Annotated in this window: 23 protein-coding genes and 1 pseudogene; 19 read left to right on the plus strand and 5 right to left on the minus strand. The window is 70.7% G+C overall.

Features of this window, described 5'->3' with window-relative positions:
• Positions 1-52 precede the first annotated feature (52 nt).
• From ileS to ABSF49_RS00520, 5 genes are all read left to right on the plus strand, one after another.
• Complete coding sequence (gene ileS, locus ABSF49_RS00500; RefSeq protein WP_424110663.1) at positions 53-3,190, plus strand: isoleucine--tRNA ligase; 3,138 nt, start codon at positions 53-55, stop codon at positions 3,188-3,190.
• Positions 3,190-3,696 carry a signal peptidase II gene (gene lspA, locus ABSF49_RS00505; protein ID WP_424110664.1) on the plus strand — a complete coding sequence of 169 codons (507 nt, stop codon included), beginning with the start codon at positions 3,190-3,192 and terminating at the stop codon, positions 3,694-3,696. The genes ileS and lspA overlap by 1 nt, the downstream gene beginning before the upstream one ends.
• Before the next feature lie 219 nt (positions 3,697-3,915).
• The gene (locus ABSF49_RS00510) at positions 3,916-4,542 is read left to right on the plus strand and encodes a hypothetical protein (RefSeq protein WP_424110665.1); all 627 of its coding nucleotides are present in this window, start codon (positions 3,916-3,918) and stop codon (positions 4,540-4,542) included.
• A 57-nt stretch (positions 4,543-4,599) separates the two neighbouring features.
• Positions 4,600-5,385, plus strand: a complete 786-nt coding sequence (locus ABSF49_RS00515; protein ID WP_424110666.1) for an LOG family protein — start codon at positions 4,600-4,602, stop codon at positions 5,383-5,385.
• Positions 5,386-5,732: 347 nt separating this feature from the next.
• A complete protein-coding gene (locus tag ABSF49_RS00520) occupies positions 5,733-6,695 on the plus strand; it encodes a DUF4167 domain-containing protein (protein WP_424110667.1) in 963 nt (320 codons plus the stop codon).
• Positions 6,696-6,708: 13 nt separating this feature from the next.
• Here ABSF49_RS00520 and ABSF49_RS00525 read toward each other — a convergent pair whose 3' ends face one another.
• A complete protein-coding gene (locus ABSF49_RS00525; RefSeq protein WP_424110668.1) occupies positions 6,709-7,074 on the minus strand; it encodes a response regulator in 366 nt (121 codons plus the stop codon).
• 100 nt (positions 7,075-7,174) lie between these two features.
• Positions 7,175-7,828 (minus strand): histidine phosphotransferase ChpT, encoded by a 654-nt coding sequence (gene chpT / locus ABSF49_RS00530; protein ID WP_424110669.1) that lies wholly within the window; start codon positions 7,826-7,828, stop codon positions 7,175-7,177.
• A gap of 133 nt (positions 7,829-7,961) precedes the next feature.
• Between chpT and cysQ the strand changes: the two genes are divergently transcribed.
• The 4 genes from cysQ (at position 7,962) to ABSF49_RS00550 (ending at position 11,149) form a co-directional block, all read left to right on the plus strand.
• Positions 7,962-8,813, plus strand: a complete 852-nt coding sequence (cysQ, locus tag ABSF49_RS00535) for a 3'(2'),5'-bisphosphate nucleotidase CysQ (RefSeq protein ID WP_424110670.1) — start codon at positions 7,962-7,964, stop codon at positions 8,811-8,813.
• A gap of 121 nt (positions 8,814-8,934) precedes the next feature.
• Complete coding sequence (locus ABSF49_RS00540; RefSeq protein ID WP_424110671.1) at positions 8,935-9,507, plus strand: DUF1134 domain-containing protein; 573 nt, start codon at positions 8,935-8,937, stop codon at positions 9,505-9,507.
• A 75-nt stretch (positions 9,508-9,582) separates the two neighbouring features.
• The gene (locus ABSF49_RS00545; protein ID WP_424110672.1) at positions 9,583-10,500 is read left to right on the plus strand and encodes a coiled-coil domain-containing protein; all 918 of its coding nucleotides are present in this window, start codon (positions 9,583-9,585) and stop codon (positions 10,498-10,500) included.
• A 73-nt stretch (positions 10,501-10,573) separates the two neighbouring features.
• The gene (locus tag ABSF49_RS00550) at positions 10,574-11,149 is read left to right on the plus strand and encodes a DUF4337 family protein (protein WP_424110673.1); all 576 of its coding nucleotides are present in this window, start codon (positions 10,574-10,576) and stop codon (positions 11,147-11,149) included.
• 45 nt (positions 11,150-11,194) lie between these two features.
• Here ABSF49_RS00550 and ABSF49_RS00555 read toward each other — a convergent pair whose 3' ends face one another.
• Both ABSF49_RS00555 and ABSF49_RS00560 read right to left on the minus strand, forming a co-directional pair.
• Positions 11,195-11,539 (minus strand): hypothetical protein, encoded by a 345-nt coding sequence (locus tag ABSF49_RS00555; RefSeq protein WP_424110674.1) that lies wholly within the window; start codon positions 11,537-11,539, stop codon positions 11,195-11,197.
• Between the two features lie 85 nt (positions 11,540-11,624).
• Entirely contained in the window at positions 11,625-12,794 is a 1,170-nt protein-coding gene (locus ABSF49_RS00560; RefSeq protein ID WP_424110675.1) for a DUF2336 domain-containing protein, read from the minus strand.
• 124 nt (positions 12,795-12,918) lie between these two features.
• Between ABSF49_RS00560 and ABSF49_RS00565 the strand changes: the two genes are divergently transcribed.
• The 5 genes from ABSF49_RS00565 (at position 12,919) to ABSF49_RS00585 (ending at position 17,089) form a co-directional block, all read left to right on the plus strand.
• Positions 12,919-13,125: a hypothetical protein gene (locus ABSF49_RS00565; RefSeq protein ID WP_424110676.1), complete on the plus strand. Its 207-nt coding sequence runs from the start codon at positions 12,919-12,921 to the stop codon at positions 13,123-13,125.
• A gap of 105 nt (positions 13,126-13,230) precedes the next feature.
• Complete coding sequence (locus ABSF49_RS00570; protein ID WP_424110677.1) at positions 13,231-14,400, plus strand: phosphoserine transaminase; 1,170 nt, start codon at positions 13,231-13,233, stop codon at positions 14,398-14,400.
• 156 nt (positions 14,401-14,556) lie between these two features.
• Positions 14,557-16,137 carry a phosphoglycerate dehydrogenase gene (gene serA / locus ABSF49_RS00575; RefSeq protein ID WP_424110678.1) on the plus strand — a complete coding sequence of 527 codons (1,581 nt, stop codon included), beginning with the start codon at positions 14,557-14,559 and terminating at the stop codon, positions 16,135-16,137.
• Positions 16,138-16,242: 105 nt separating this feature from the next.
• Positions 16,243-16,473, plus strand: coding sequence for a Trm112 family protein (locus ABSF49_RS00580; RefSeq protein ID WP_424110679.1), 231 nt, complete (start codon positions 16,243-16,245; stop codon positions 16,471-16,473).
• A gap of 1 nt (position 16,474) precedes the next feature.
• Entirely contained in the window at positions 16,475-17,089 is a 615-nt protein-coding gene (locus tag ABSF49_RS00585; protein WP_424110680.1) for a LysE family translocator, read from the plus strand.
• Positions 17,090-17,266: 177 nt separating this feature from the next.
• On the opposite strand, the gene ABSF49_RS00590 is transcribed toward ABSF49_RS00585, so the two are convergent.
• A complete protein-coding gene (locus ABSF49_RS00590) occupies positions 17,267-17,719 on the minus strand; it encodes a nucleoside deaminase (RefSeq protein ID WP_424110681.1) in 453 nt (150 codons plus the stop codon).
• Between the two features lie 123 nt (positions 17,720-17,842).
• Here ABSF49_RS00590 and ABSF49_RS21725 point away from each other — a divergent pair.
• From ABSF49_RS21725 to ABSF49_RS00615, 5 genes and pseudogenes are all read left to right on the plus strand, one after another.
• Positions 17,843-18,916 (plus strand): annotated as a pseudogene (locus ABSF49_RS21725) (pseudouridine synthase); the annotation flags it as partial.
• Between the two features lie 1,000 nt (positions 18,917-19,916).
• On the plus strand, positions 19,917-20,480 hold the full coding sequence (gene rsmD / locus ABSF49_RS00600; RefSeq protein WP_424110683.1) for a 16S rRNA (guanine(966)-N(2))-methyltransferase RsmD: 564 nt from the start codon (positions 19,917-19,919) through the stop codon (positions 20,478-20,480).
• A gap of 4 nt (positions 20,481-20,484) precedes the next feature.
• Positions 20,485-21,180 (plus strand): helix-turn-helix transcriptional regulator, encoded by a 696-nt coding sequence (locus ABSF49_RS00605; RefSeq protein WP_424110684.1) that lies wholly within the window; start codon positions 20,485-20,487, stop codon positions 21,178-21,180.
• Between the two features lie 112 nt (positions 21,181-21,292).
• Positions 21,293-22,633 (plus strand): M16 family metallopeptidase, encoded by a 1,341-nt coding sequence (locus tag ABSF49_RS00610; RefSeq protein WP_424110685.1) that lies wholly within the window; start codon positions 21,293-21,295, stop codon positions 22,631-22,633.
• Between the two features lie 57 nt (positions 22,634-22,690).
• Positions 22,691-23,974: a M16 family metallopeptidase gene (locus ABSF49_RS00615; RefSeq protein ID WP_424110686.1), complete on the plus strand. Its 1,284-nt coding sequence runs from the start codon at positions 22,691-22,693 to the stop codon at positions 23,972-23,974.
• The last annotated feature ends 1 nt before the right edge of the window (position 23,975 follow it).

Consider the following 23,975-nt stretch of genomic DNA (forward strand, 5'->3'; position numbering starts at 1 on the left):
TGCGCCGCGAAGCCCGGAGCTTCCCTCATTCCCGCATGTTGACCTGTTCGCCATGACCGAAGCGTCCGCCCAAGGCCCCGACTATTCCGACACGCTCTATCTGCCCAAGACCGATTTCCCGATGCGGGCCGGTCTGCCGCAGAAAGAGCCGGAAATTCTCGCCCGCTGGGCGCGCGAAGGGCTTTACGCGGCGCTGCGCGCAAGCGGCAAGGGGCGGCCGAAATTCGTGCTGCACGACGGCCCGCCCTACGCCAACGGCAACATCCACATCGGTCATGCGCTCAACAAGATCCTCAAGGACCTGGTCGTCCGCTCGGAGCAGATGGCGGGCAAGGATTCCAACTACGTGCCCGGCTGGGACTGCCACGGCCTGCCGATCGAGTGGAAGGTCGAGGAGGAGAACTACCGCCGCAAGGGCAAGGTGAAGCCCGACTTCAGCGACGCCAAGGCGATGGTCGCCTTCCGCCGCGAATGCCGCGCCACCGCCGAGCATTGGGTTTCGGTGCAGCGCGAGGAGTTCAAGCGGCTCGGCGTCGTCGGCGACTGGGATCATCCCTATTTGACGATGACCTATCCCGCCGAAGCGCAAATCGCGCGCGAGATCCACAAGTTCGCCGCCAACGGCCTGCTCTACCGCGGCTCCAAGCCGGTGATGTGGAGCGTGGTCGAGAAGACCGCGCTCGCCGAAGCGGAAGTCGAATACGAAGATTACGTCAGCGACACGATCTATGTGGCATTTCCGGCGCGGACGAAAGTCGTGGCAACGGCAACGGATGCAGACGAGCGCTTTTTCGTCCACGCGCCGCATGAACAAATTCAAGCTGCGCTAGATCGCAGTGCCAGCTTGAAGACGCGCCTCAAAGATGCTTCGATTGTCATTTGGACAACAACGCCTTGGACGATTCCCGGCAACCGCGCGGTCGCCTACTCGCCGCGTATTGAGTATGGGCTCTATCGAGTCACGTCAGCACCGGAAGGCAACTGGGCTGCTGCCGGCGCGTGCTACGTCCTTGCCGACAAGCTGGCGCGCGACTTTTTTAGGGCTGCCAAGGTCGAGGAATTCCACCGGGTCGAAGACATTACGGCAGATGATTTAGCGCACCTGATTCTTCAGCATCCACTCCGCACGGCCATCGATGCGTATAGCTTCGACGTCCCTCTTCTCGCCGCCGAACACGTCACCGACGACGCGGGCACGGGTTTCGTGCACACCGCGCCCGGCCATGGCCGCGAGGACTTCGAGCTGTGGATGGCGAGCGGTCGCGAACTCGCGGCGCGCCATATCGACACGCGCATCCCATACACCGTCGACGAGAACGGCGCCTTCACCGACGAGGCGCCGGGCTTCACCGGCAAGCGCGTGCTCACCGACAAGGGCGAGCCAGGCGACGCCAACAAGGCCGTCATCGACGCGCTGATCGCGGCGGGCGCGCTGATCGCGCGCGGCAAGCTCAAGCACCAGTACCCGCATTCGTGGCGGTCGAAGAAGCCGATCATCTTCCGCAATACGCCGCAATGGTTCATCGCCATGGACAAGCCGATCGCCGGCGCTGTAGACGCGGTCGCCGACCGCGTCAGGCGCGAAGCGCCGCCTTTGCCGGAACCAGACGCGGTCGCCGACCGCGTCTACAGTCCAACGCTGCGCGAGACGGCGTTGCGCGCGATCGGCGAGACGCGCTGGGCGCCGGCCGCGGGCGAAAACCGCATCCGCGGCATGGTGTCGGCCAAGCCCGATTGGGTGATGAGCCGCCAGCGCGCCTGGGGCGTGCCGATCGCGGTGTTCGTCAAGAAGGGCGGCCACGAAATCCTGATCGACGATCGCGTCAACGCGCGCATCGCCGCGGCGTTCGAACAGGAGGGCGCCGACGCGTGGTACGAGGAGGGCGCGGCGCGCCGCTTCCTCGCGCCTGAATACGATCCGGCCGATTACGAGAAGGTCGATGACATCCTCGATGTCTGGTTCGATTCCGGCTCGACCCATTCCTACGTGCTCGAGGACCCGGTCCACTTCCCCGGTCTGGCCGGGATCAAGCGCCGGCGCGACGGCGGCGACGACGAGGTGATGTATCTGGAAGGTTCGGACCAGCACCGCGGCTGGTTCCAGTCCTCGCTGCTCGAAAGCTGCGGCACACGCGGCCGCGCGCCCTTCGACGTCGTGCTGACGCACGGCTTCACGCTCGACGAGAAGGGCCGCAAGATGTCGAAATCGCTCGGCAACCAGACCTTCCCGCAGGACATCATCAAGGCCTCGGGGGCCGACATCCTCAGGCTGTGGGCGGCGAGCGTCGACTATTCCGACGACCAGCGCATCGGCCCGGAAATCCTCAAAAGCGTCGCCGACAATTACCGCAAGCTGCGCAACTCGCTGCGCTGGATGCTCGGCACGCTCGCCCATCGGCCGCTCGCGCCGCTCGGCGACGCCCTGCCGCGCGCGCCGCTTGAGCGGCTGATGCTGCATCGCCTCGCCCAGCTCGATCCGATCGTGCGCAAGGCCTATTCCGACTTCGACTACGCCAAGGTCGTCGCGACGCTGTCGAGCTTCATGAACGTCGATCTGTCGGCGTTCTATTTCGACATCCGCAAGGACGCGCTTTATTGCGACGCGCCGTCGAGCGCGCTGCGGCGCGAGGCGCTCGAGACGGTCGAACGCATCTTCCGCTATGTGACCGTTTGGCTGGCGCCGATCCTCGCCTTCACCTGCGAAGAGGGGTGGGCGTCGCGCGATCCAACCGCCGGCTCGGTTCATCTCGAGCAGTTCCCGACCGCGCCGGCGGCATGGCTCGACGACGCGCTCGCCAGCCGCTGGGACGCGATCCGCCGCGCCCGTTCGGTCGTCACCGGCGCGCTGGAGAAGGCGCGCGAGGCCAAGGCGATCGGCTCGTCGCTCGAAGCGCGCCCGCGCGTCTACGTCGAAGATTCCGAACTGAAGGCGGCGCTCGCCGAGGTCGATTTCGCCGAAGTGTGCATCACTTCCGGTCTCGTCCTCGCCTCCGGCGCAGAAACGCCGGCCGACGCCTTCCGCCTGACGGACGTTCCCGGCGTCGCGGTCGTCGTCGAGCGTGCGCTGGGCGTCAAATGCGCGCGCTCCTGGCGCTATTTCGATCCGACGACCGCCGACCCGGACTATCCCGACGTCAGCCCGCGTGACGCAGCCGCGCTGCGCGAGCTCGCCGTCATGCGGCGGGCGTGATGCGCGCGCGCGTCCTCGGCGCCGTCGCCATCGTCGCCGTCGTCGCGCTCGACCGCGCGGCGAAGGCGCTGGTGCTCGCCGATTTCGACGCGACCGCGGCGGCGCCGGCCCCGTTGACGCCGTTTCTCGACCTCGCCTTGCGCTGGAACCGCGGCATCTCCTTCAGCCTGTTGGCGCAGGAATCGGCGGCCGGGCGCTGGCTGCTGCTGGCGCTGACCGCGATCGTCACCGCGTTGATCGCGCTGTGGCTGTGGCGCGCGCGGGCGCTGCTGGTCGGCCTTGGCCTCGGGCTGATCATCGGCGGCGCGATCGGCAACGGCTACGACCGACTGGTCTATGGCGCGGTCGTCGACTTCCTCGACCTGCATGCGTTCGGCCGCCACTTCTTCGTCTTCAACCTCGCCGACGCGGCGATCAATCTCGGCGTCGCGCTGCTGATCGTCGACGGCCTTTTCGGCGCGCGGCGTCCGGCGGCGCCGGGCTCGGGGCGCGCCGCGGGCGCGTGAATCGGTTCCCCCGTCTGACGGACGCGGTCGGGGGCCTCGGGGAGTCCCATTTCTCGCCTCTTCGTGGTAGGAGAGCGATGTCGGCCGCGTTGGCGAAACGAGGCTTGGACGCGTTCCACGCCTTGGATTCGCCGGATTGTCGGGCCAACCAGAAATGCGGAGCGGTCGTTTCCGCGCGCGCGACGCCGTCGCGGCGACCGCGAGGAGGGGTTTTCGGCGATGCCGTCTGTGACGCTTGGGAAGGTCGGGGCCGGCGCCGCTGCGGCGAGCGCGGCGTGTCTCGTCTGGCTGTGCCTGTCGACGGCGCCGGCGACGGCCGGCGACGACGGCGCGGCGCCGCTGTGGGTCGGCATCGGCTCGGTGTTCGGCTTCGGCGGCGACGAGGAGCAGCCGGACATCGAATATCGCGACCACGCCAAGCTGGTCGTCCCGCCCAAGACGGATTTGCCGGCGCCCGCCCCCTCGCCGTGGGCCAGCGCGACCGACTGGCCGCGCGACCCCGATGTCGCGCGCTGGAAGGCGGATCAGGCCGAAAAGAACAAGAACAAGACCTTCATCCCCAAGCGCGACAGCCATCTGCCGCTCGATCCCCATATGGTCGTCACCACGGATTACACCTCCGGGATGGGCCCCAGCTTGCGCGGCAAATGCACGGTCGGCCCCGGCGAATCGTGCGACAGCGCGCCGGCGCCGGCGCTCAACTGGAACCCGCTGACCTGGGTCGGCATCCAGAAGAAGCCGGTGACGGTGCTCGGCCCCGAGCCTTCGCGCACGTCGCTCACCGACCCGCCGCCCGGCTTTCGCGCGCCCGTCGAGGGCGCCGGCGTGAAGGTCGACACCAACTAGCCCTCTTTCGACAGGGCCGTGGCTTCGCGCGTGAGCGGCCGGGCGCAAGCGAAATCCATGACCGATTATCCCGTCTCCAACGCCGCCCAGGCCGCCTCCAGCGCCTATCGCCTGGCGTCGCTCGACCAGGAGTTCCTGCTCGGCGATTCGACCCGCGGCGTGCGCTTCCAGCTCGAATATCAGAAGGCGCAAGAGGCGCTGCGCGCCTATGGGGTCGTTTCGATGCTGGTCGTCTTCGGCTCGGCGCGGGTGCGCGAGAACGGCGCCGGCCGTCAGGCGTTCTGGTACGCTGAAGCGCGCGCCTTCGGCCGCATCGCCTCGCTCGAGGGCGGCGCGCTCGGCGGGCCCCCTTACGCCAACGTAGTCGCGACCGGCGGCGGACCGGGGACGATGGAGGCCGCCAACCGCGGCGCGCACGAAGCGGGCGCGCCGACCATCGGCTTCAACATCACCCTGCCGCGCGAGCAGGAGCCCAACCCCTACACCACCCCCGCGCTGACCTTCCGCTTTCACTATTTCGCGATGCGCAAGATGCATTTCGCCATGCACGCCAAGGCGCTGGTGGTGTTTCCCGGCGGCTTCGGCACGTTCGACGAACTGTTCGAGCTGTTGACGCTGTCGCAGACCGGAAAAACGCCGCGCATCCCGATCGTCTTGGTCGATCAGGACTATTGGCGAAAGGTGATCGATTGGCGGGCGCTGCGGGAGAACGGCATGGTCAGCGCCGACGACCTCGGTCTGGTCGAATTCGCCGACGACGGCGCCGACGCCTGGGCGATCCTCAAGCGGGCGGGAATCGACGCCGCCCCCACCGTGAACAACTTCCCTCTTGGCGGGACGTGAAAAAGGCGCTACAAACCGCCCAGATTCGTCGTCGAGCCTTGAGTCTAGACGACGTACGGTTTCCCAGATCGAGCCGAATTGCGGACGCAACCTGAGGGGGTTCGCGACCGGCTAAGGGCTGTGAAGCTAAACCGCCTTTTTTTCGCGCGCCGTCCGCGCGGGTCGATCGAAGCGGCGATCGGCGCGCGAGACGCAGCGGGGACTGGCAGTCCGTTCCTGTGAGAACGCTATCCGCCGATGCTTGAAAGCGCCGTTTTTCGTTTCGCCGCGCCGCGCGGATCTTCCGCCCGACGGCGCGAACGCGCGCCCGGCCGCCGCGAACGTCGAGATCAATCAAGGAACATTCGATGAGACCTGGTCAGAACAACAATAAGCGGATGCGCGGCAACCGCCCCTCCAACAATCGGCGGGGCCCCAATCCGCTGACCCGTTCGTATGAATCGAACGGGCCCGACGTGAAGATCCGCGGCAACGCCCACCACATCGCCGAGAAATATCTGCAGCTCGCGCGCGATTCCCACACCAGCGGCGATCCGGTCGCGGCCGAGAACTACCTGCAGCACGCCGAGCACTATTTTCGCCTCATCGCCGCCGCCCAGGCCGCCCAAGCCCACGCCCAGAGCGGTCGGCCCCCGGGCGAAGGCGAGGCGGTCGAGATCGAGGACGACGAGGACTTCGGCGGCGGTGTCGCCGACCGCTTCGCTTCGCCCCCCGAACGAAACCCCCCTCCGTTCGCGCCGCAGCCCTATGTGCAGGGCCAGCCGACAGCGCCCGGCGCCGGCCCGCAACCGACCTTCGTCGAAGGCGAGCGTCAGCCGCAGCAGGGCGGCGACCCGCGCGGCGGCTACCAGCAGCGTCAGGACCGGCCGATGCGGCCGCAACAGCAGGACCGCGGGCCGCGCCCGGATCGGCCCTACGGCGATCGCCAGGAGCGCGGCGAGTTCCGCGAGGGCCGCCGCGATTTCAAGCCGCGCGAGTTCCGTCCCTACCGCGATCCCAATCCGCCGCGCGAAAATCCGCCGCCGGCCCCGGCCGACGGCGCCGCGGCGCTGCCCTCGTTCATCACCGCCGCGCCGCGCGTGCCCGGCCCGATGGACGCCGAGGTTCCGGCGCCGCAGGAGAACGCCGCCGAGACGAACGGAGCGGTCGAGTCGGGCGACGCCGCGTTCGAGGCTTCGGGCGATCCGCGGTTCCCCGGCCGGGCGCGCCGTCGCCGGCTGCGCTCGCCGTACGGATTCCATCCATCGGCGAATCAGGACGACGAGAGCGAAGGCCCGGTTCCGCCCAGCGACGCGCCGGTCTCCGAGTGAGCGGCGTCGCCGTTCAGCAGACGCCGACGCTCTCGAACTTGGCCTGCACGTGCTCGCGGTCGAACGGCTTCATCAGGAAGTCGTCGGCGCCGGCGTGCATCGCGCGGGCGATCTGGGCGACGTCGTATTCGCTGGTGCAGAACACCACTTTCGGCAACTCGCCGCCGGGCATCGCCCTCAGCTCGCGCAGGAACTCGTAACCGTCGAGCACCGGCATCGCGCCGTCGACGAGAATCGCGTCGGGCATGAAGAACGAACAGGCCGCCAGCGCCTGCCGGCCGTCGGCGGCTTCCGACGTGCCGAGGTTCATGCCTTCGAGGATGCGGCGCGCGATCTTGCGGATCACCGGCGAATCGTCGACCACCAGAACCTGCTTCATAGCCTGGACCCTATCGTGTCGCCGCGCGTCGAAGCGCGACCGGCGGCTCGCCGATCTTGGCGCGGCGACGTTAAGAAGGATTGAACCGGCGCGCTGCGGCTTACGCTTTAACGCCAGTCGGCCGCGCCTCGAAGGTCACCGATTCCGCCTCGACGGTGATCGCGACCTCCATGCCGCATTCGCGCGCCACCAGTCCGGCGAAGTAAGGCTGGATGCTGTGAGCGTCGACGGCGCCGCTCTCCGGCCGCCCGGCGACGAGATCGGCGACCCCGCTCGCCAGCCTCGGGTTGGGGCCCTTGGCCTCCACCCGCATCGCCAGCGTGTCGTCCTGGCCGCTGAGGTCGACGGAAATGACGCCGCCGCGCGGGATGGCCGATTGGGCGATCAGGCAGAGGTTGAGCAGCAGCTTGACCTTGTTCTTGGCGGCGAACCGGCGCGGCGGGTTCCACGCCAGCGTGGTGCGGTCGGCGGGGATGACGCCGCGCATCACCGTCTCGGCGTCGCCGGTGTCGATCGTCGCCCCCAGCGAGCCCGCCGCGCCGAAGGCGAGCCGGCAGAACTGCAGCCGCGCCGAAGCGGCGGCGGCGCTCTTCTTGATCAGTTCGGTCGCCACCGCGCGCATCTCGGGGTCTTTTTCGTCCTCCAGCACTTCCAGGCCGTTGACGATCGCGCCGACCGGAGAGATCACGTCGTGACAAACCCGCGAGCACAGCAGCGCGGCGAGGTCCATCGGGGCGAGGGCGACCATTGTCATGGGAATTTTCCTGTGGCTGAAGCCGCCGAGGGCGGCGCGGACGAGGCGCTTCGGGCTTGCGGGGCGCGATCGTATTTGATTCGCCGTCGGCCCGCGACTGGGCGATGAGCGCAAGCGAAGAAAGGAAGACGGCTTGAACGATCCGGCGACGACAGGGCGACTCGATCTTGCGAAGGCCGGCCGCGACGAGGCGGCGCTGCTGCTTGCGCGCGTCGCGCTCGCCGCCGGCCCGGGGGTGATGGCCGAATACGCGCACGGCGGCCCGGCGCGCGCCAAGGGCGACGGCAGCCCGGTGACCGCCGCCGACGAGCAGGCCGAGGCGACGATCCGCGAGCGTCTGGCGGCCTGGGCGGGGCCGATCCCGATCGTCGCCGAAGAGGCGACCGCCGCCGGCGTTCCGATCGCCATCGCCGAACGGTTCGTCCTGGTCGATCCGCTCGACGGGACGCGCGAATTCATCGCCCGCAACGGCGAGTTCACCGTCAATGTCGCGCTGATCGAACGCGGCCGGCCGATCGCCGGCGCGGTCTATGCGCCGGCGCTCGAACGGCTGTGGTTCGCCGGCGCGCGCGCCTTCGCCTGCGCGGCGCCCCTCGGCGCCGATCTGCCGCGGCGTGAGGCCTGGCGCGCGCTCGCCGTTCGCGCCGCGCCGCCGGCGCTGACCGCGCTCGCCAGCCGCTCGCATGGCGATTCGGCGACGGAAGCCTTCCTCGCCGGCCTGCCGATCGCCGATCGCCGTTCGGCCGGCTCGTCGCTGAAATTTTGCGTCATCGCCGAGGGCGAAGGCGACGTCTATCCGCGCTTCGGGCCGACGATGGAATGGGACACCGCCGCCGGCGACGCGGTCCTGCGCGCCGCCGGCGGGGCGACGCTTTCGGTCGAGGGCGGGCCGCTGCTCTATGGCAAGATCGCCGCGGGCTTGCGCAACGGCGGCTTCGTCGCCTGGGGCGACCCGCGCGCCGCGGCGCGCGCCGTTCATCGTTAATGAACCGTCAATCGGCCGCGGCGATAGTCGCGGCTGGCGAATCGCCATCACGGCGACACGATTTGCCGGAAAGCCTCTGCTGGCGCGGTCGGCGCGCCGGACGCGCTTGGAGGACATGGACATGTCGACGATCACGCGGCGCGACTGGCTCGGCGGCGCCCTCGCCGTCGGGGCTTTCGCCTTCACCCGCCCGGCGCTGGCCGACGCGCCGGCCAATTACTCGCTCGACGAGGTCGTCGACAGCGGCCACCATTTCTTCGGCGCGGTGTCGCGCGGTCTCGCCGAAGTCGTGCAGGAAGCCGGCCGCCGCTGGGGCCTGCCCAACGCCTATATCCTCGGCCAGGAGGCCTCGGGGGCGTTCGTCGGCGGCCTGCGCTACGGCGAGGGCAAGATGTACACCCGCAACGCCGGCGACCAGAAGATCTTCTGGCAGGGTCCCTCGGTCGGCTTCGACGCCGGCGCCGACGGCGACCGCACGATGATGCTGGTTTACAACCTGCCGGCGACCGAGGCGATTTTCAGCCGCTTCGGCGGCATCGACGGCTCGGCCTATTTCGTCGGCGGCTTCGGCTTCACCGCCCTGGGGGCGGACAACGTCATCGTCGTGCCGATCCGCTCCGGCGTAGGCGCCCGGCTCGGCCTCAACCTCAGCTATCTGAAGTTCACCCCGCGCGCGACCTGGAACCCGTTTTAAGCCGCCTGCCTCTTTGCTTGACCGGGACGGGCGTGCGATATTGCCGCACCACCTCGCCCCGGCAACGAGACGAAATTGATCGAGCAGGCGATCTTTACCGCCGTCGGATTCCTAGTTGCGACGCTGTTGGCGCTGGCCGCGGCGCCGGCGGTCGCGCATCGCGCTCGCCGGCTTGCGGAGGCGCGCGCCCGCCTGCTCGCGCCGCTCAGCGAAGCGCAGGCGATCGCCGACCGCGACGCGCTGCGCGCCCAGCACGCGATCGAGATCGTCCGGCTCGAACGGCGGTTGCGCGCCGCCGAAGAGGCGGCTGCGGCGCGCAAAGTCGAGGTCGGACGGCAACTCTTGCGGCTCATCGCGCTGGAGGATGCGACGACGACGGGCGTCGGCGATCTCGAAGCGGCGCAACGGGAAGCCAACGCATTGCGCGGCGATCTCGGCGCGGCCCAGAGCGTCCTGGCCGAATTTGACCTGCAGCGCCGTCGCGCCGAAACGCGGCTCGACGCCAGCGAGACGCTCGCCGAGGAGCGGCGCGGCGAGATCGCCGCGATGGAGACGCGGCTCGCCGCGGCCGAGATTCGTCTCGTCGACGTCGAACGCGCCGCCGCCGCCGCCGCCGAGCGCGCCGCGGCGGAGCGCGACCGGCTCAGAGCGGCGCTCGTCGACGCCGAGGCGCGGCTGGCGCGTAGCGAGGCGGCGCGCGAAGAGGCGGTGCTCGAGAACCGGCGCCAGCTCGAGCGCGTCGCCGAACGCGGCGGCGCAACGGCGAACGCCGAGGCGGCGGCGAGCCTCGATCGCGACAAGGCGTATGCGGCGGCGAGCGCCGATCACGACAAGGCTTTGCGCGCCGCCATCGCCCGCATCGGTCGCGACGTCGCGCGCCTCGAACGGCGCCGGCGCGTCGCCGAAGCCGAGCCGATCGCGCTCGCCCAGTCGCTGCATCCTGCGCCCGCCGGCAAGATCCGTCAGAGCGAGCCGGCGGCGCGCGAAGGCTGAAGCCGGCTTTTCCGCAACCTGCGAACGTGCATAATCCGCCGGCGCCTCTGCGCAAGGCGCACAGGGGGAATCCATGGCCGAACCGCTCGAAGACGCCGTCGAATCCGAAGACAAGAAGGTCGCGCTGCTGATCGCGATCCTCGCGCTGTTCCTCGCGCTCGCCGAAGCGGGGGCCAAGAACGCCGACCACCGCGCCACCGAGCTCAACATCGAATCCTCGGACCTCTACAATTTCTACCAGGCGAAGAAAGTGCGCTCGTCGATCGCCGAGACCGCCGCGGAAGCGCTCGCGGCGGAGCGCGGCGCCGTCAGCGACCCGCAGGTCCAGGCGGCGATCGACAAGCAGATCGCCAGTTGGAAGGCGGCGGTGGCGAGGTTCGAGAACGACCCCAAGACGCCCGAAGACAGCCTCGACGCCATTCAGGAGCGGGCCAAACAGGCGAGCGAAGGGCGCGAGCTATCCAACCGCAAGCTCGAACACTACGAATATTCGAGCGGCGCGCTGCAGATCGCGGTGGTGCTCGCCTCGGCCGCGATCATCACCGGCGTGGCGGCGCTCGCCTGGATCGCCGGCGGGCTCGGCCTCATCGGCGCGGCGCTGCTCGGCCTCGGCCATCTCGCGCCGACGCTGCTGCCGTTCTTCGGTTGAGATCGGCCGCGCCACTGGCGAGCGCGGCGCGCCGAACGTCGCGCTTCAGTCGCAGACTTGGACGCGCGGGCGGCGCCAGACGCCGTAAACATCGTCCCAGACCGCCTGGCCGTGCGTCCAATAGCAATGAGCCGGCGGCGGCGGGCCGTCGGGGCCGGGGCCGTAGTCGACATAGCCTGGCGGCGGCGGGCCGGGCGGGCCGTAGGGCGGCGGCGGCGGCGGGTAGACCGGACGCGGCGCGAGCGCGCCGCCGAGCAGCATGCCGCCGAGGAAGCCGCCGGCGATGCCGGCCGCGACGCGGCCGCCGTCGTCGGCGCGGGCGCCGGTCGTCGGCGCGACGGCGGCGAGCGCCGTCGCAGCGACGGCGAAGGCTGAGATCAAACTCTTCATGACCGGTCTATCCTCGCTTCAACCTCGGCCCGCAATCGGGCGGGCCGCATCAGGGCAGATTGACGACCCGCGCTCGCGGCTTCCTTCACGCCCGTTCGCCGCCGCCGCGCGCGCCGGCGGCCAGCGCCAAGGCGCGGCGGCGGCGTAGAACGGCCGGCGTCGGGACGGCGTTGCGGATCGCGGCTGCGGGCCGACCTGGCGTCGCCGCGGCGGTCGCGTCGTATTGCGATCGATGGCGCGTCGGCGTCGGTTGCGGCGCGCCGATCATCGCCGCCATCGTCAGTCGTGCGGCCGCAGGACTCAATGCATCTTTCAGCCGCGCCAAGGCGGCGATGCGGCGGTACTCGCCGCCGTCGGCGAGATCGCGCGCCGCAAGGATGCGCACCGTCGCGTCGTTCGGCGCGTAGAGCGCGGCCAGCGCGACCGCAAGTGGCTCGCCAGAGGCGTCGGCGACGACGCGCGCGGCGAACGCCGGCGGGCAGCCGAATGCGTCGGCGAGCTCCGTCTCGAAATGCGGCCAGTCGCCCGCCATCGCATCTTGTTCGAGTTGCGCGGCGATGCGCGCGGCTTCGCCGCCGTCAAAAGCGGGATCGCGCCGACCGAGAGTCGCGCGCTGCGCGGCGGCGACGATGCGGCCGCGGTGCGGCGCGTCGGCCTCGAAGAACAAGGCCGCCTGTTCGATCGTCGCCGGCGTGCGCTCGAGCAGCGCGTCGGCGAGCCGCCGGTCGCCCGCCGCTTCGATGCGCGCCTTGGCGCGGCGCGCCAGCACGGCGAAACGCGAGGCGTCGATCGGCGCCCGGCGATTGCGCGCCAGCGCCAGCGCGACCTCGATCTCTTCACGTTCGACCAGCCGCGCGACCAGCGTGGCGTCGAGATCGGCGCGGCGCGCGACGGCGCGCGCCTGCGCCGCTTCGCCGGCGGCCGCCGCCGCGAGCCGTTCGCGCGGCAATGTGACCGCTTCGGCGAGCGCGACCAGCGCCGCCTCGCCGCCCATCGCCTCGACGGCGGCCAGCGCGTCGGCCGCTGCGGAATAGGGCGCGAGCCGGCGCGCGAAGGCCGAGCGCGTCGCCTCGTCGACTTCGCCCAGCGCGGCGATCGCCGCGGCGAGCACGGCCTGGCGGCGCGGCGCGCCGGCGGGCAGGGCGAGGAGGCAATCGGCGGCGACGCGCAACCACAATTGGCGGTCGGCGGGACGCGGGCTGGCGGCCAAAGCGTCGAGAAACGGCAGGCCGATCGGCGAAAAATCCGAAACCACGCTTCGCGTTCCCCTCTGCGGCGGCGAAACTTCCTTCAGACTAGCCGCATCTCGTTGACCAAGTATTAACCTTCGGCGCCGCGTAATGCCCCGGCGCGCGAAAGCGCGGCGTCGGGGTTGGGCCATGGGCGAGCTGATCCTGTTTCGATCTGCGGTGGGGCCGCGCAAGGAAAGCGCGGAACGCGGCGACGCCGCGCAGATCCTGTTCTTCACCGGCGTGCGGTATCAGCGCGCGCCCGAACCGGCCTTAGGTTCGGAGGGCGGCGATTCGGACGCGCCGCGATCGGGCGGCGTCGGCGGCCCCGGCGGCCGTCGCAAGCGGCGCGGATAGACGGACGCGCCATTTTCCGCTTGCCATCCATCGTCGTCTCGATTAGCAGCGGCGGCGGGACACCTCTCCCCAACGAGAGGCGCCCATCTGAAAGGATGGCTACCGATGACGACGACGCCCGCCGCGCGGCCCCATGACGCGCGTTTCTCTTCCGGCCCCTGCGCCAAACGGCCCGGCTGGACCCCTGAAGCCCTCAAAGACGCCGCCCTCGGCCGCTCGCATCGCGCCAAGGTCGGCAAGACCAAGCTCAAGCTCGCCATCGACCTGACGCGCGAAACGCTCGGCGTCCCCGCCGACTATCGCATCGGCATTACGCCCGGCTCCGACACCGGCGCGGTCGAAATGGCGCTGTGGTCGCTCCTCGGCGCGCGCCCGGTCGACGTGCTGGCGTGGGAGAGCTTCGGCGACGGCTGGGTCACCGACATCGTCAAGCAGCTCAAGCTCCCCGACGTGCGCACGCTGAAGGCGCCCTACGGCGAGCTGCCCGACCTCGCCCAAGTCAATTTCGATCACGACGTCGTCTTCACCTGGAACGGCACGACCTCCGGCGTGCGCGTTCCCGACGCGAAATGGATTCCCGCCGGCCGCAAAGGCCTGACGATCTGCGACGCGACGTCCGCCGCGTTCGCGCAGGATCTCGATTGGCTGAAGCTCGACGTCGTCACCTTCTCCTGGCAGAAGGCGCTCGGCGGCGAGGCGGCGCACGGCATGATCATTCTCAGTCCGCGCGCGGTCGAGCGGCTGGAGACCTACAAGCCGGCCTGGCCGCTGCCGAAGGTCTTCCGCATGACCAAGGGCGGCAAGCTGATCGAAGGGATTTTCGAAGGCGAAACGATCAACACGCCCTCGATGCTGTGCGTCGAGGACTATATCGACGCGCTTCAATGGGCGAAGAGCGTCGGCGGGCTGAAGGGCCTGTTCGCCCGCGCCGACGCCAACGCCAAGGCGATCGCCGACTGGGCGGCCAGGACGCCGTGGATCGACTTCCTCGCCAAGGTTGCCGCGACCCGATCGAACACCTCGGTCTGCCTGAAGGTGGTCGACAAGGAGGTGACGGCGCTGCCGGCCGAAGCGCAGGCGGCCTTCGCCAAGGCGCTCGCCAGCGCGCTGGAGAAGGAGAAGGTCGCCTTCGACATCGGCTCTTATCGCGACGCCCCGCCCGGCCTGCGCATCTGGTGCGGCGCGACGGTCGAGAAGGCCGACATCGAGGCGCTGACCCTCTGGCTCGACTGGGCCTTCGCCCAGGAGAAGGCCAAGCTCGCCAAGGCGGCCTAGGCCGGCGACCCTCAAAACGTCATGGCCGGGCTTGACCCGGCCATCCACGCTGACTTGTTCCACGTGAGATCGGCTTCGAGACGCCTCGGCCGCGCCACGTGGATGGCCGGGTCAAGCCCGGCCATGACGCGCAACTCTGCAACTCAAGAGACCCCCATGGCTCCCCGCGTTCTCATCTCCGACAAACTCTCTCCCGCCGCGGTGGCGATCTTCAAGGCGCAAGGCGTCGACGTCGACGTCAAGCCCGGCCTCGACAAGGACGAGCTCGCCAAGATCATCGGCGACTACGACGGACTGGCGATCCGCTCGGCGACCAAGGTCACCGCCAAGCTGCTCGACCACGCCAAGAAGCTGAAGGTGGTCGGCCGCGCCGGCATCGGCGTCGACAACGTCGACATCCCCGCCGCGACGGCCAAGGGCGTGATCGTCATGAACACGCCGTTCGGCAATTCGATCACCACCGCCGAGCACGCGATCGCGCTGATGTTCGCGCTCGCGCGCCAGCTCCCCGCCGCCGACGCTTCGACCCAGGCCGGCAAGTGGGAGAAGAACCGCTTCATGGGCGTCGAGCTGACCGGCAAGACGCTCGGCATCATCGGCTGCGGCAACATCGGCTCGATCGTCGCCTCGCGCGGCCTCGGGCTGAAGATGCGCGTGATCGCGTTCGACCCGTTTCTGTCGGCCGAGCGCGCCGGCGAACTCGGCGTCGAGAAGGTCGAGCTCGACGCGCTCTTGAAGCGCGCCGACTTCATCACCCTGCACACGCCGATGACGACGCAGACCAAGAACATCCTGTCGGCCGAGAACCTCGCCAAGACCAAGAAAGGCGTGCGCATCATCAATTGCGCGCGCGGCGGGCTGGTCGACGAGATCGCCTTGCGCGCGGCGCTCGATTCCGGCCAGGTCGCCGGCGCCGCCTTCGACGTCTTCGTCGAAGAGCCGGCGACGGCGAACCCGCTGTTCGGCCATCCCAACGTCGTCGCCACGCCGCATCTCGGCGCCTCGACGAGCGAAGCGCAGGAGAACGTCGCGCTGCAGGTCGCCGAGCAGATGTCGGACTATCTGGTGCGCGGCGCCATCACCAACGCGGTCAATTTCCCCTCGATCACCGCCGAGGAAGCGCCGAAGCTGAAGCCGTTCATCGCGCTCGCCGAAGGGCTCGGTTCGTTCGCCGGCCAGCTCACCGACGACCCGATCGAGAAGGTGACGATCACTTACGAGGGCGGCGTCGCCGGGCTGAAGACCAAGGCGCTGACTTCGGCGGCGATCGCCGGCCTGCTGAGGCCGTCGCTCTCCGACGTCAACGTCGTCTCCGCCCCGGCGGTCGCCGCCCAGCGCGGCATCGTCGTCGAGGAGGCGACGCGCGCGGCGCGCAGCGACTACGAGAGCTTCATCACGCTCACGGTCACCACCGCCAAACAGCAGCGCGCGGTCGGCGGCACGGTGTTCCACGACGGCAAGCCGCGCATCCTGTCGATCAAGGGCATCAAGGTCGACGCCGAGTTCACCCCGTCGATGATCTATGTCACCAACGAGGACAAGCCCGGCTTCATCGGCCGCTTCGCCAGCCTGCTCGGCGAGGCCGGGGTCAATATCGCGACCTTCGCGCTCGGCCGCGACCAGGAGGGCGGCTCGGCGATCGCGCTCGTCTCGATCGACGGCCCGGCGCCGGACGCCGTGCTGGCCAAGGTCGCGAAGCTCCCCGGCGTCAAGCAGGCGAAGGGGCTGAAGTTCTGAGCGACGCCTGGCGGCGGCGCGGCACAGGCGCCGCCGCCGCGATGGCGCTCGCGCCCGGCCTGCGCTATCCAAGGCTTCGGGCGCAAGCCCGCGCGAGGCGACGATATGAGCGAGCCCCAGTCCCAATCCCTCGTTCCGAGCGAAACCGCCGATCGCCGCGCCGCCGGCGCCGATCCCAAGCTCTTGGAAATCCTCGTCTGCCCGCTGACGCGCGCGACGCTCTCTTACGACGCCGAGCGCCAAGAACTCATATCTCGCGCCGCCAAGCTCGCCTATCCGATCCGCGACGGCATCCCGATCATGCTGCCCGACGAAGCGCGGCGGCTGGAGGACTGAGATGAACCCGCAGCTCTTCGCCGCCTATCTGCTGATCACCTTCGTCCTGGTCATTGCGCCGGGTCCGATCGTCACCCTCGTCGTCACCACCGGGGCGACGCGCGGCGTTCGTCCGGCGCTGGCGACGGTCGTCGGCACGACGCTCGGCAACGCGCTGCTGCTGACCGCGATCGCCCTCGGCCTCACCTGGGTGCTCGCCAACGCGCTGATCCTGTTCGAGGTCATGCGCTGGGCGGGCGCGGCCTATCTGATCTATCTCGGCGTCCAGGCCTGGCGCGGCGCTTCCAGGGGGGCGGACCCGCCGCCGGTCGCCGATCACGTCCATTTCGCCCGCGGCCTCGCGGTGGCGCTGACCAATCCCAAGACGATCGTCTTCTTCACCGCCTTCCTGCCGCAGTTCGTCGACCCGTCGCTGCCGGCGGGGCGCCAGCTTGCGGTCATGTGCGTCGTGTCGGCGCTGATGGCGGGGACGACCGACACGGCCTGGGCGGTCGCCGCCGGGCTCGGCCGCGCCTGGTTCGTGCGCCCGTCGCGCGCCAAGCTGCTGGCGCGACTGTCGGGAACCGTGCTGATCGGCGGCGGAATCTGGCTGTCGCTGGCGCGGCGGCCGGCGTAGGAACGCCCATCGACGCCCTCATCCTGAGCCGCCTGCGAAAGCAGGCGAGTCGAAGGACGAGGGCGGCCGCGCACGACGAACGCCGACCCTCCTCGTCGTTCGAAACGCGCCGCTTCGCGACGCTCCTCACGATGAGGAGGCACGTGACGTCAGTCGGCCGGCTGCCCCTCCGGCGCTTCAACCGCGCCTCGCCGCGAAGAACGCCCGCAGCATCGCCGCCGCCTCGCTTTCGCGGATGCCGCCGTAGACTTCCGGCGCGTGCAGGCAGGTGGCTTGCGAGAAGAAGCGCGGGCCATGCTCGACCGCGCCGCCCTTCGGGTCGGGCGCGGCGTAATAGAGCCGGCGCAGCCGCGCGTGGCTGATCGCGCCGGCGCACATCGCGCAGGGCTCGAGCGTCACGTAGAGATCGCAGTCGGTCAGCCGGTGCGCGCCGAGACTGGCGGCGGCCTGGCGCAGAACCACCATTTCGGCGTGGGCGGTCGGGTCGGAGTCGCCGCGCGTGCGGTTGCCGGCGCTGGCGATCACCTTGCCGCCGCGCGCCAACGCCGCGCCGATCGGCGTCTCGCCGCGGCCTTCCGCCTCGCGCGCCTCGGCGAAGGCGACGCTCATCGGGTCGTCGTTCAAACCCATGCGCCCTCGACGCTTCACGCCTCGCAGTCGTTGCGGCGCCCCCTCGCCCCGCGTGCGGGGAGAGGGCAGGGGTGAGGGGCTTGGCGATTGGCCGCGCCGTCGCGGCTCGCCTCCCGGCCCCTCATCCTAACCTTCTCCCCGCAAGCGGGGAGAAGGGACGCGCTCGCGACAGCGGCGCGGCAAGCTGCTAGGACAGCGCGGCGCGCAACGCAAGCCGAGGCCATGACCGAAACCGACGCCGATCAGCTGCATCATCCGGGCCAACGCATCGCCAAGGCGATGGCGCGCGCGGGCCTGTGCTCGCGCCGCGACGCGGAGGCGTGGATTCTCGCCGGCCGGGTCAGCGTCAACGGCCAAAAGCTCGCCAGCCCCGCCTTCAACGTCGTCGAGAGCGACGACATTCGCGTCGACGGCGAGCCGCTCAAGGCGCACGAGCGCACGCGGCTGTTCCTGTTCCACAAGCCGCGCGGGCTGGTGACGACGGCGCGCGATCCCGAAGGCCGGCCGACGATCTTCGGCGCCTTGCCCGACGATCTGCCGCGCGTCGTCGCGGTCGGCCGGCTCGACGTCAACACCGAGGGCCTGCTGCTGCTGACCAACGACGGCGGCCTGGCGCGGGTGCTCGAACTGCCGGCGACCGGCTGGCTCCGGCGCTACCGCGTGCGCGCCCATGGCGCGATCGACCAGGCCGCGCTCGATTCCTTGCGCGAAGGCGTGACGATCGAGGGCATTCATTACGCCGGCATCGACGCGCGGCTCGAGCGCACCCAGGGCTCGAACGTCTGGCTGACGATGGGCCTGCGCGAGGGCAAGAACCGCGAGATCAAGCGGGTGCTCGAGTCGCTCGGCCTGTCGGTCAACCGGCTGATCCGCATTTCCTTCGGGCCGTTCGAGCTCGCCGATCTCGCCGAGGGCGAGGTCGTCGAGGCGCGCACCCGCGTGCTGCGCGACCAGCTCGGGCCGCGGCTGGCGCGCGAGGCGGGCGTCGATTTCGACGCGCCGATCGTCGAGCGCGCCGAACCCGAACCGCCGCCCGCGCCGGCGACCGAAACCCGTCGGCCGCCGCCCTCCGCGCTTCGCCGCCCGCCGCCCTCCGCGCTGCGCCGGCCGGCGCGTCCCGGGCGCGAAGAGGCCGCGCCGCGCGACGCGCCGCGGCGCGAACCGCCGCGCTCGGCCGGGCCGGAGCGCAAGCGCAAGCACGTCGGCGCGCTCAGAGCCGAGAGCGACGCCGCGGCGGCGGGGCCGCGCAAGCGGATCGAGCGTTCGGCGACCAGCGACCGCAAGGGCCGCGTCGTCGCCGTCGAGCGCGTGCTGCCGACCCGCGAAGAAGAGCGCCGTCGCGAGCTGGCGCGGCGCAAGGCCGAAGCGCGCCGCGAGGGCCGCGTTCCGCGCGCCGGCAAGTCCTTCCAAGCGCGCGATCGCGCCGAGGGCGGCGAGCGTCCGTTGCGCCGGTCCAGTGGGGGTTTCGGCGAAGAACGCGGCGGCGGCGAAACGACGTCGCGCGAAGATCGGGCGCCGCGCTCGCCTCGCGCCGGCAAACCTTACGAACCTCGCAATCGCGCCGAGGGCGGCGAACGTCCGCCGCGCCGACCCGCCGCGCGTTTCAGCGAAGGGCGCAGCGCGGAAGGCGGAGGCGGAGAAGCCGCGCCGCACGAGCGCAAGCCGTTCCAACCGCGCAATCGCGCCGAGGGCGGCGAACGTCCGCCGCGCCGACCCGCCGCGCGTTTCAGCGAAGGGCGCAGCACGGAAGGCGGAGGCGGAGAAGCCGCGCCGCACGAGCGCAAGCCGTTCCAACCGCGCAATCGCGCCGAGGGCGGCGAACGTCCGCCGCGCCGACCCGCCGCGCGTTTCAGTGAAGGGCGCAGCGCCGAGCGCAGCGGCCGGGATGCGACGCCGCGCGAGGACCGGGCGCCGCGCGCCAGCAAGCCTCATGAGCCGCGCAATCGCAGCGAGGGTCGGGGTCCGCGCGACCGCGCCGAGGGCGGGCAACGTCCGCCGCGCCGGCCCGATGCGCGGTTCGGCGAAGGGCGCGGCGCAGAACGGCGTTCCGGCGAACCGCCGCCGCGCGAGGACCACAAACCGCGCAAGCCGCGCTTGAACAAGCCGTTCGCCAAGCGCCCGTTCGGCGGCAAGGGCCACGGCGGGCCGCGCAAGGAGCGGCCGGGCGGACAGCGTCCGCCGCGGCGTCCGTGACGCCATGCGCGTCGTCGCCGGCCGGCTGAAGGGCCGCGTCCTCAAGACGCCGGAGAGCCGCGCGATCCGCCCGACCTCGGAGCGGCTGCGCGAATCGATTTTCGACATTCTCGCCCACCGCCACGCCGACGCGGTCGAAGGGGCGCGGGTCGTCGACCTCTTCGCCGGCTCCGGCGCGCTGGCGATCGAGGCGCTGTCGCGCGGGGCCGGCTTCGCGCTGCTGATCGACAACGGATCGGAAGCGCGCGCGCTGCTGCGCGCCAATGTCGAAGCCTTGGGTCTGGGCGGCCTCACCCGCATCTGGCGCGCCGACGCGACTAAGCTCGGCCGAGCGCCGGCGGGCGGGCCGTTCGGCCTCGCCTTTCTCGATCCGCCCTATGGCGAGGGTCTCGCCGGCCCGGCGCTGGCCTCGCTGGTTTCCGGTGCCTGGCTCAAGCCCGGCGCGGTCGTCGTCGTCGAGGAGGCGGCGAAGGCCGAGATCGCCGCGCCGCCCGCGCTCGAACCGGTCGACGCGCGCGTCTATGGCGACACGCAGATCGCCATCTTCGCCATGCCGGGCGGCGGCTAGCGCGATGTCGCGCGCCAGCCGCCTGCTGACCCTGATGGAGGCGCTGCGCCGCCGCCGCAGACCGGTCGCCGGCGCGACGCTCGCCGAGGAGCTCGGCGTCAGCCTGCGCACGCTCTATCGCGACATCGCCGCCTTGCAGGCGCAAGGCGCCGACATCGCTGGCGAGGCGGGGCTCGGCTACGTGCTCAAGCCCGGCTTCACCTTGCCGCCGCTGATGCTGACGGTCGACGAAGTCGAGGCGCTGGCGCTCGGCGCGCTGTGGGTCGGCGCGCGCGCCGATTCCGAACTCGCCAGGGCGGCCGAAGGCGCGCTCGCCAAGCTCGCCGCCGTGCTGCCGCCCGACCGGGCCGAACTCGTCGCCGCGCCGTCGTCGCTGGTCGGCCCCGGCGGGCCGAGCGCGCAAGGCGACGCGCATCTTAAGCCGATCCGCGCCGCGATCCGCGGCGAGCGCAAGCTCGCGCTCGGCTACGTCGACGCCGCTGGCGCGAAAACCAAGCGCGTCGTCTGGCCGATGGCGATCAGCTATTTCGACGCGACGCTGATCCTCGTCGCCTGGTGCGAGACGCGCGCCGCCTTCCGCCATTTCCGCGTCGATCGCATCGAGACGGCCGAGGCGCGACCCGAGCGCTACCCCCGCCGTCGGCGGGCGCTGCTCGCCGACTGGAAGGCCGAAGTCGCCCGCGAACGGCCGTTCTCTTGACCATCTTGGCCGCGGCCTATTGGCGGCGGCGGAGATTGCACCTTATATGTCGGTTTCCTGACGAAAAGGGGCCGCCGCCGGCGGTTCCCGTCTCCCGCCGCCCCAGGTCGCGATGCCTCGTTCCCCCGCCAAGCCCAATCTCAACGCCGCCAAACCCACCGCCGCGCGCGCCGCCGCAGGCGGCGTCGTCGACTTCCGGCTCGACAACGGCCTGACCGTGGTCGTCATTCCCGATCATCGCGCCCCGGTGGTCACCCACATGGTCTGGTACCGCAACGGCTCGGCCGACGATCCGCAGGGCAAGTCGGGCATCGCTCATTTCCTCGAACACCTGATGTTCAAGGGCACCAAGGCCCATCCGCAGGGCGAATTCTCCAAGCGCATCGCCGAGATCGGCGGCCAGGAGAACGCCTTCACCGGCAACGACTACACCGCCTATTTCCAGCGCGTCGCCAAGGAGCACCTCGCCGAACTGATGGAGTTCGAGGCCGACCGCATGACCGGCCTGACGTTGACCGACGAGGTGGTGACGCCCGAACGCGACGTGGTGCTGGAGGAGCGGCGCATGCATTGCGACGCCGACCCCGGGTCGCAGCTCAACGAGGCGATGCAGGCGACCTTGTTCACCCATCATCCCTACGGCACGCCGATCATCGGCTGGGCGCATGAGATCGAGGGGCTCGGCCGCGAGGACGCGCTCGCCTATTACGCGCGCTTCTACACGCCCGAGAACGCGATCCTGATCGTCGCCGGCGACGTCGACCCGGCCGAGACGCGTGTCCTCGCCGAGCGCTATTACGGCCCGCTTCGCCCGCGCGGCGACGCGCCCACCCGCAACCGGCCGAAGGAGCCGGCGCCGGTCGCCCGCCGCCTCGTCGTCGTCAACGACGAGAAGGTCGAGCAGCCGAGCTGGCAGCGCTGCTACCTCGCCCCGTCCTACCGCACCGCCGCGCCCGGCGAATCCGACGCGCTCGAGGTGCTCGCCCATCTCCTCGGCGGCGGCCAGACGGCGCTGCTCTATCGCAAGCTGGTGCTGGACGAAAAGAAGGCGCTCGCGGCCGGCGCCTATTACATGGGCTCGGCGCTCGACGACACCCGCTTCTTCCTCTACGTCGTGCCCGCCACCGGCGTCGAACTGCCGGATCTCGACGCCGAGGTCGATCGCGCGCTCGCCGGCCTGCTCGCCGACGGCGTCGACGCCGCCGAGCTCGAGCGCGCCAAGACCCGCCTCGTCGCCGAGGCGATCTACGCCCAGGACAGCCAGTTCGCGCTCGCGCGCTGGTACGGCGCCTCGCTCGCCACCGGCCAGACGATCCGCGACGTCCAGGAATGGCCGCAGCGCATCGAAGCGGTGCGCGCGGAGGACGTGGTCGCCGCCGCGCGCAAGTGGCTTGATCAGCGTCACGCCGTCACCGGCTACCTGCTTCCAACCCAACAACCGATGGCGGCCTGAGGCCGCCGGGCCAGAGCCGCCGCCGGCGTGAAAGCCGGCGCGCCCGAGGAAACGCTGATGAACATAACCGTCTCCAATCCGATCGCCTCGAGCGCGGTCAATCTGCGCGACCTCGTCTCTCCGCGCGGCGTGCGCTTCTGGCTGGTGGAAGACTACGCCGTGCCGCTGGTGGCGCTCGAATTCGCCTTCCGCGGCGGCGCGTCCCAGGACCCCGCCGGCAAGGCCGGCGCGCTGACCATGCTCGCCGGCCTGCTCGACGAAGGCGCGGGCGATCTCGACGATCAGGCCTTCCAGCAGGCGCTCGAGGAGAAGGCGATCGAACTCGCCTTCCACGCCGAGCGCGATCACGTCAGCGGACGGATGAAGACGCTGTCGCGCCATCTCGACCGCGCCGGCGAACTGCTGCGGCTCGCGGTCAACGCGCCGCGCTTCGACGCGGCGCCGACGACGCGCGTGCGCGAGCAATTGCTCGCCCAGATCCGTCACGAGGCCAACGAGCCCGGCGCGGTCGCCGGCCGCGCCTGGCGCGCGCGGGTGTTTCCCGGCCATCCCTATTCGCTGCCGACCAACGGAACGCCGGAGAGCCTCGCGGCGGTGACGCGCGACGACCTGCCGGCGCTGACGAAGCGGCTCGTCACCCGCGCGGCTCTGGCGATCGCCGTCGTCGGCGCGATCGATGAAAAGCGCGCGGCGAAGCTGATCGACGACGTCTTCGCCGATCTGCCGACGGTCGACGGCCGCATCGCGCCGCAGCCGGCGCCGTTCGTCGGGTTGGGCGGGGTCGAGGTCGTCGATCTCGACGTGCCGCAGACGACGATTCGCTTCGGCCGGCCGGCGCCGGGACGCGACGACGACGACCACATGGCCTGCGTCGTGCTCGCCCATGTGCTGGGCGGCGGCACCGGCCTCACCTCGCGCCTGTTCCGCGAAGTGCGCGAAAAGCGCGGCCTCGCCTATTCCGCTTCCGCCGCGGTCGCCGCCTTCGAACAGACCAGCTTCCTCCACGGCGGCACGACGACCAAGAACGAGCGCGCCTACGAATCGCTCGAAGTCATCGGCAACGAGATCCTCGACCTGGCGCGCGGCGGCGTCACCGAGGACGAGCTCGAGAAGGGCAAGCGCTACCTGGTCGGCTCCTACCCGCTGCGCTTCGATACCTCGACCAAGATCGCCGGCCAGCTCGTCGCCATCCAGCTCGAAGGCCACGGTCCCGACTGGCTCACCGAACGCAACGCGCGCATCGCCGCGGTGACGATGGCCGACGCTAAGCGCGCCGGCGAACGGATGTTCGGCGACGGGTCGCTGTCGGTGGTGATGGTCGGGAGGCCGGCGAAGGGGTGAG

The sequence above is a fragment of the Roseiarcus sp. genome, from assembly GCF_049514155.1.
Taxonomy (GTDB): Bacteria; Pseudomonadota; Alphaproteobacteria; order Rhizobiales; family Beijerinckiaceae; genus Roseiarcus.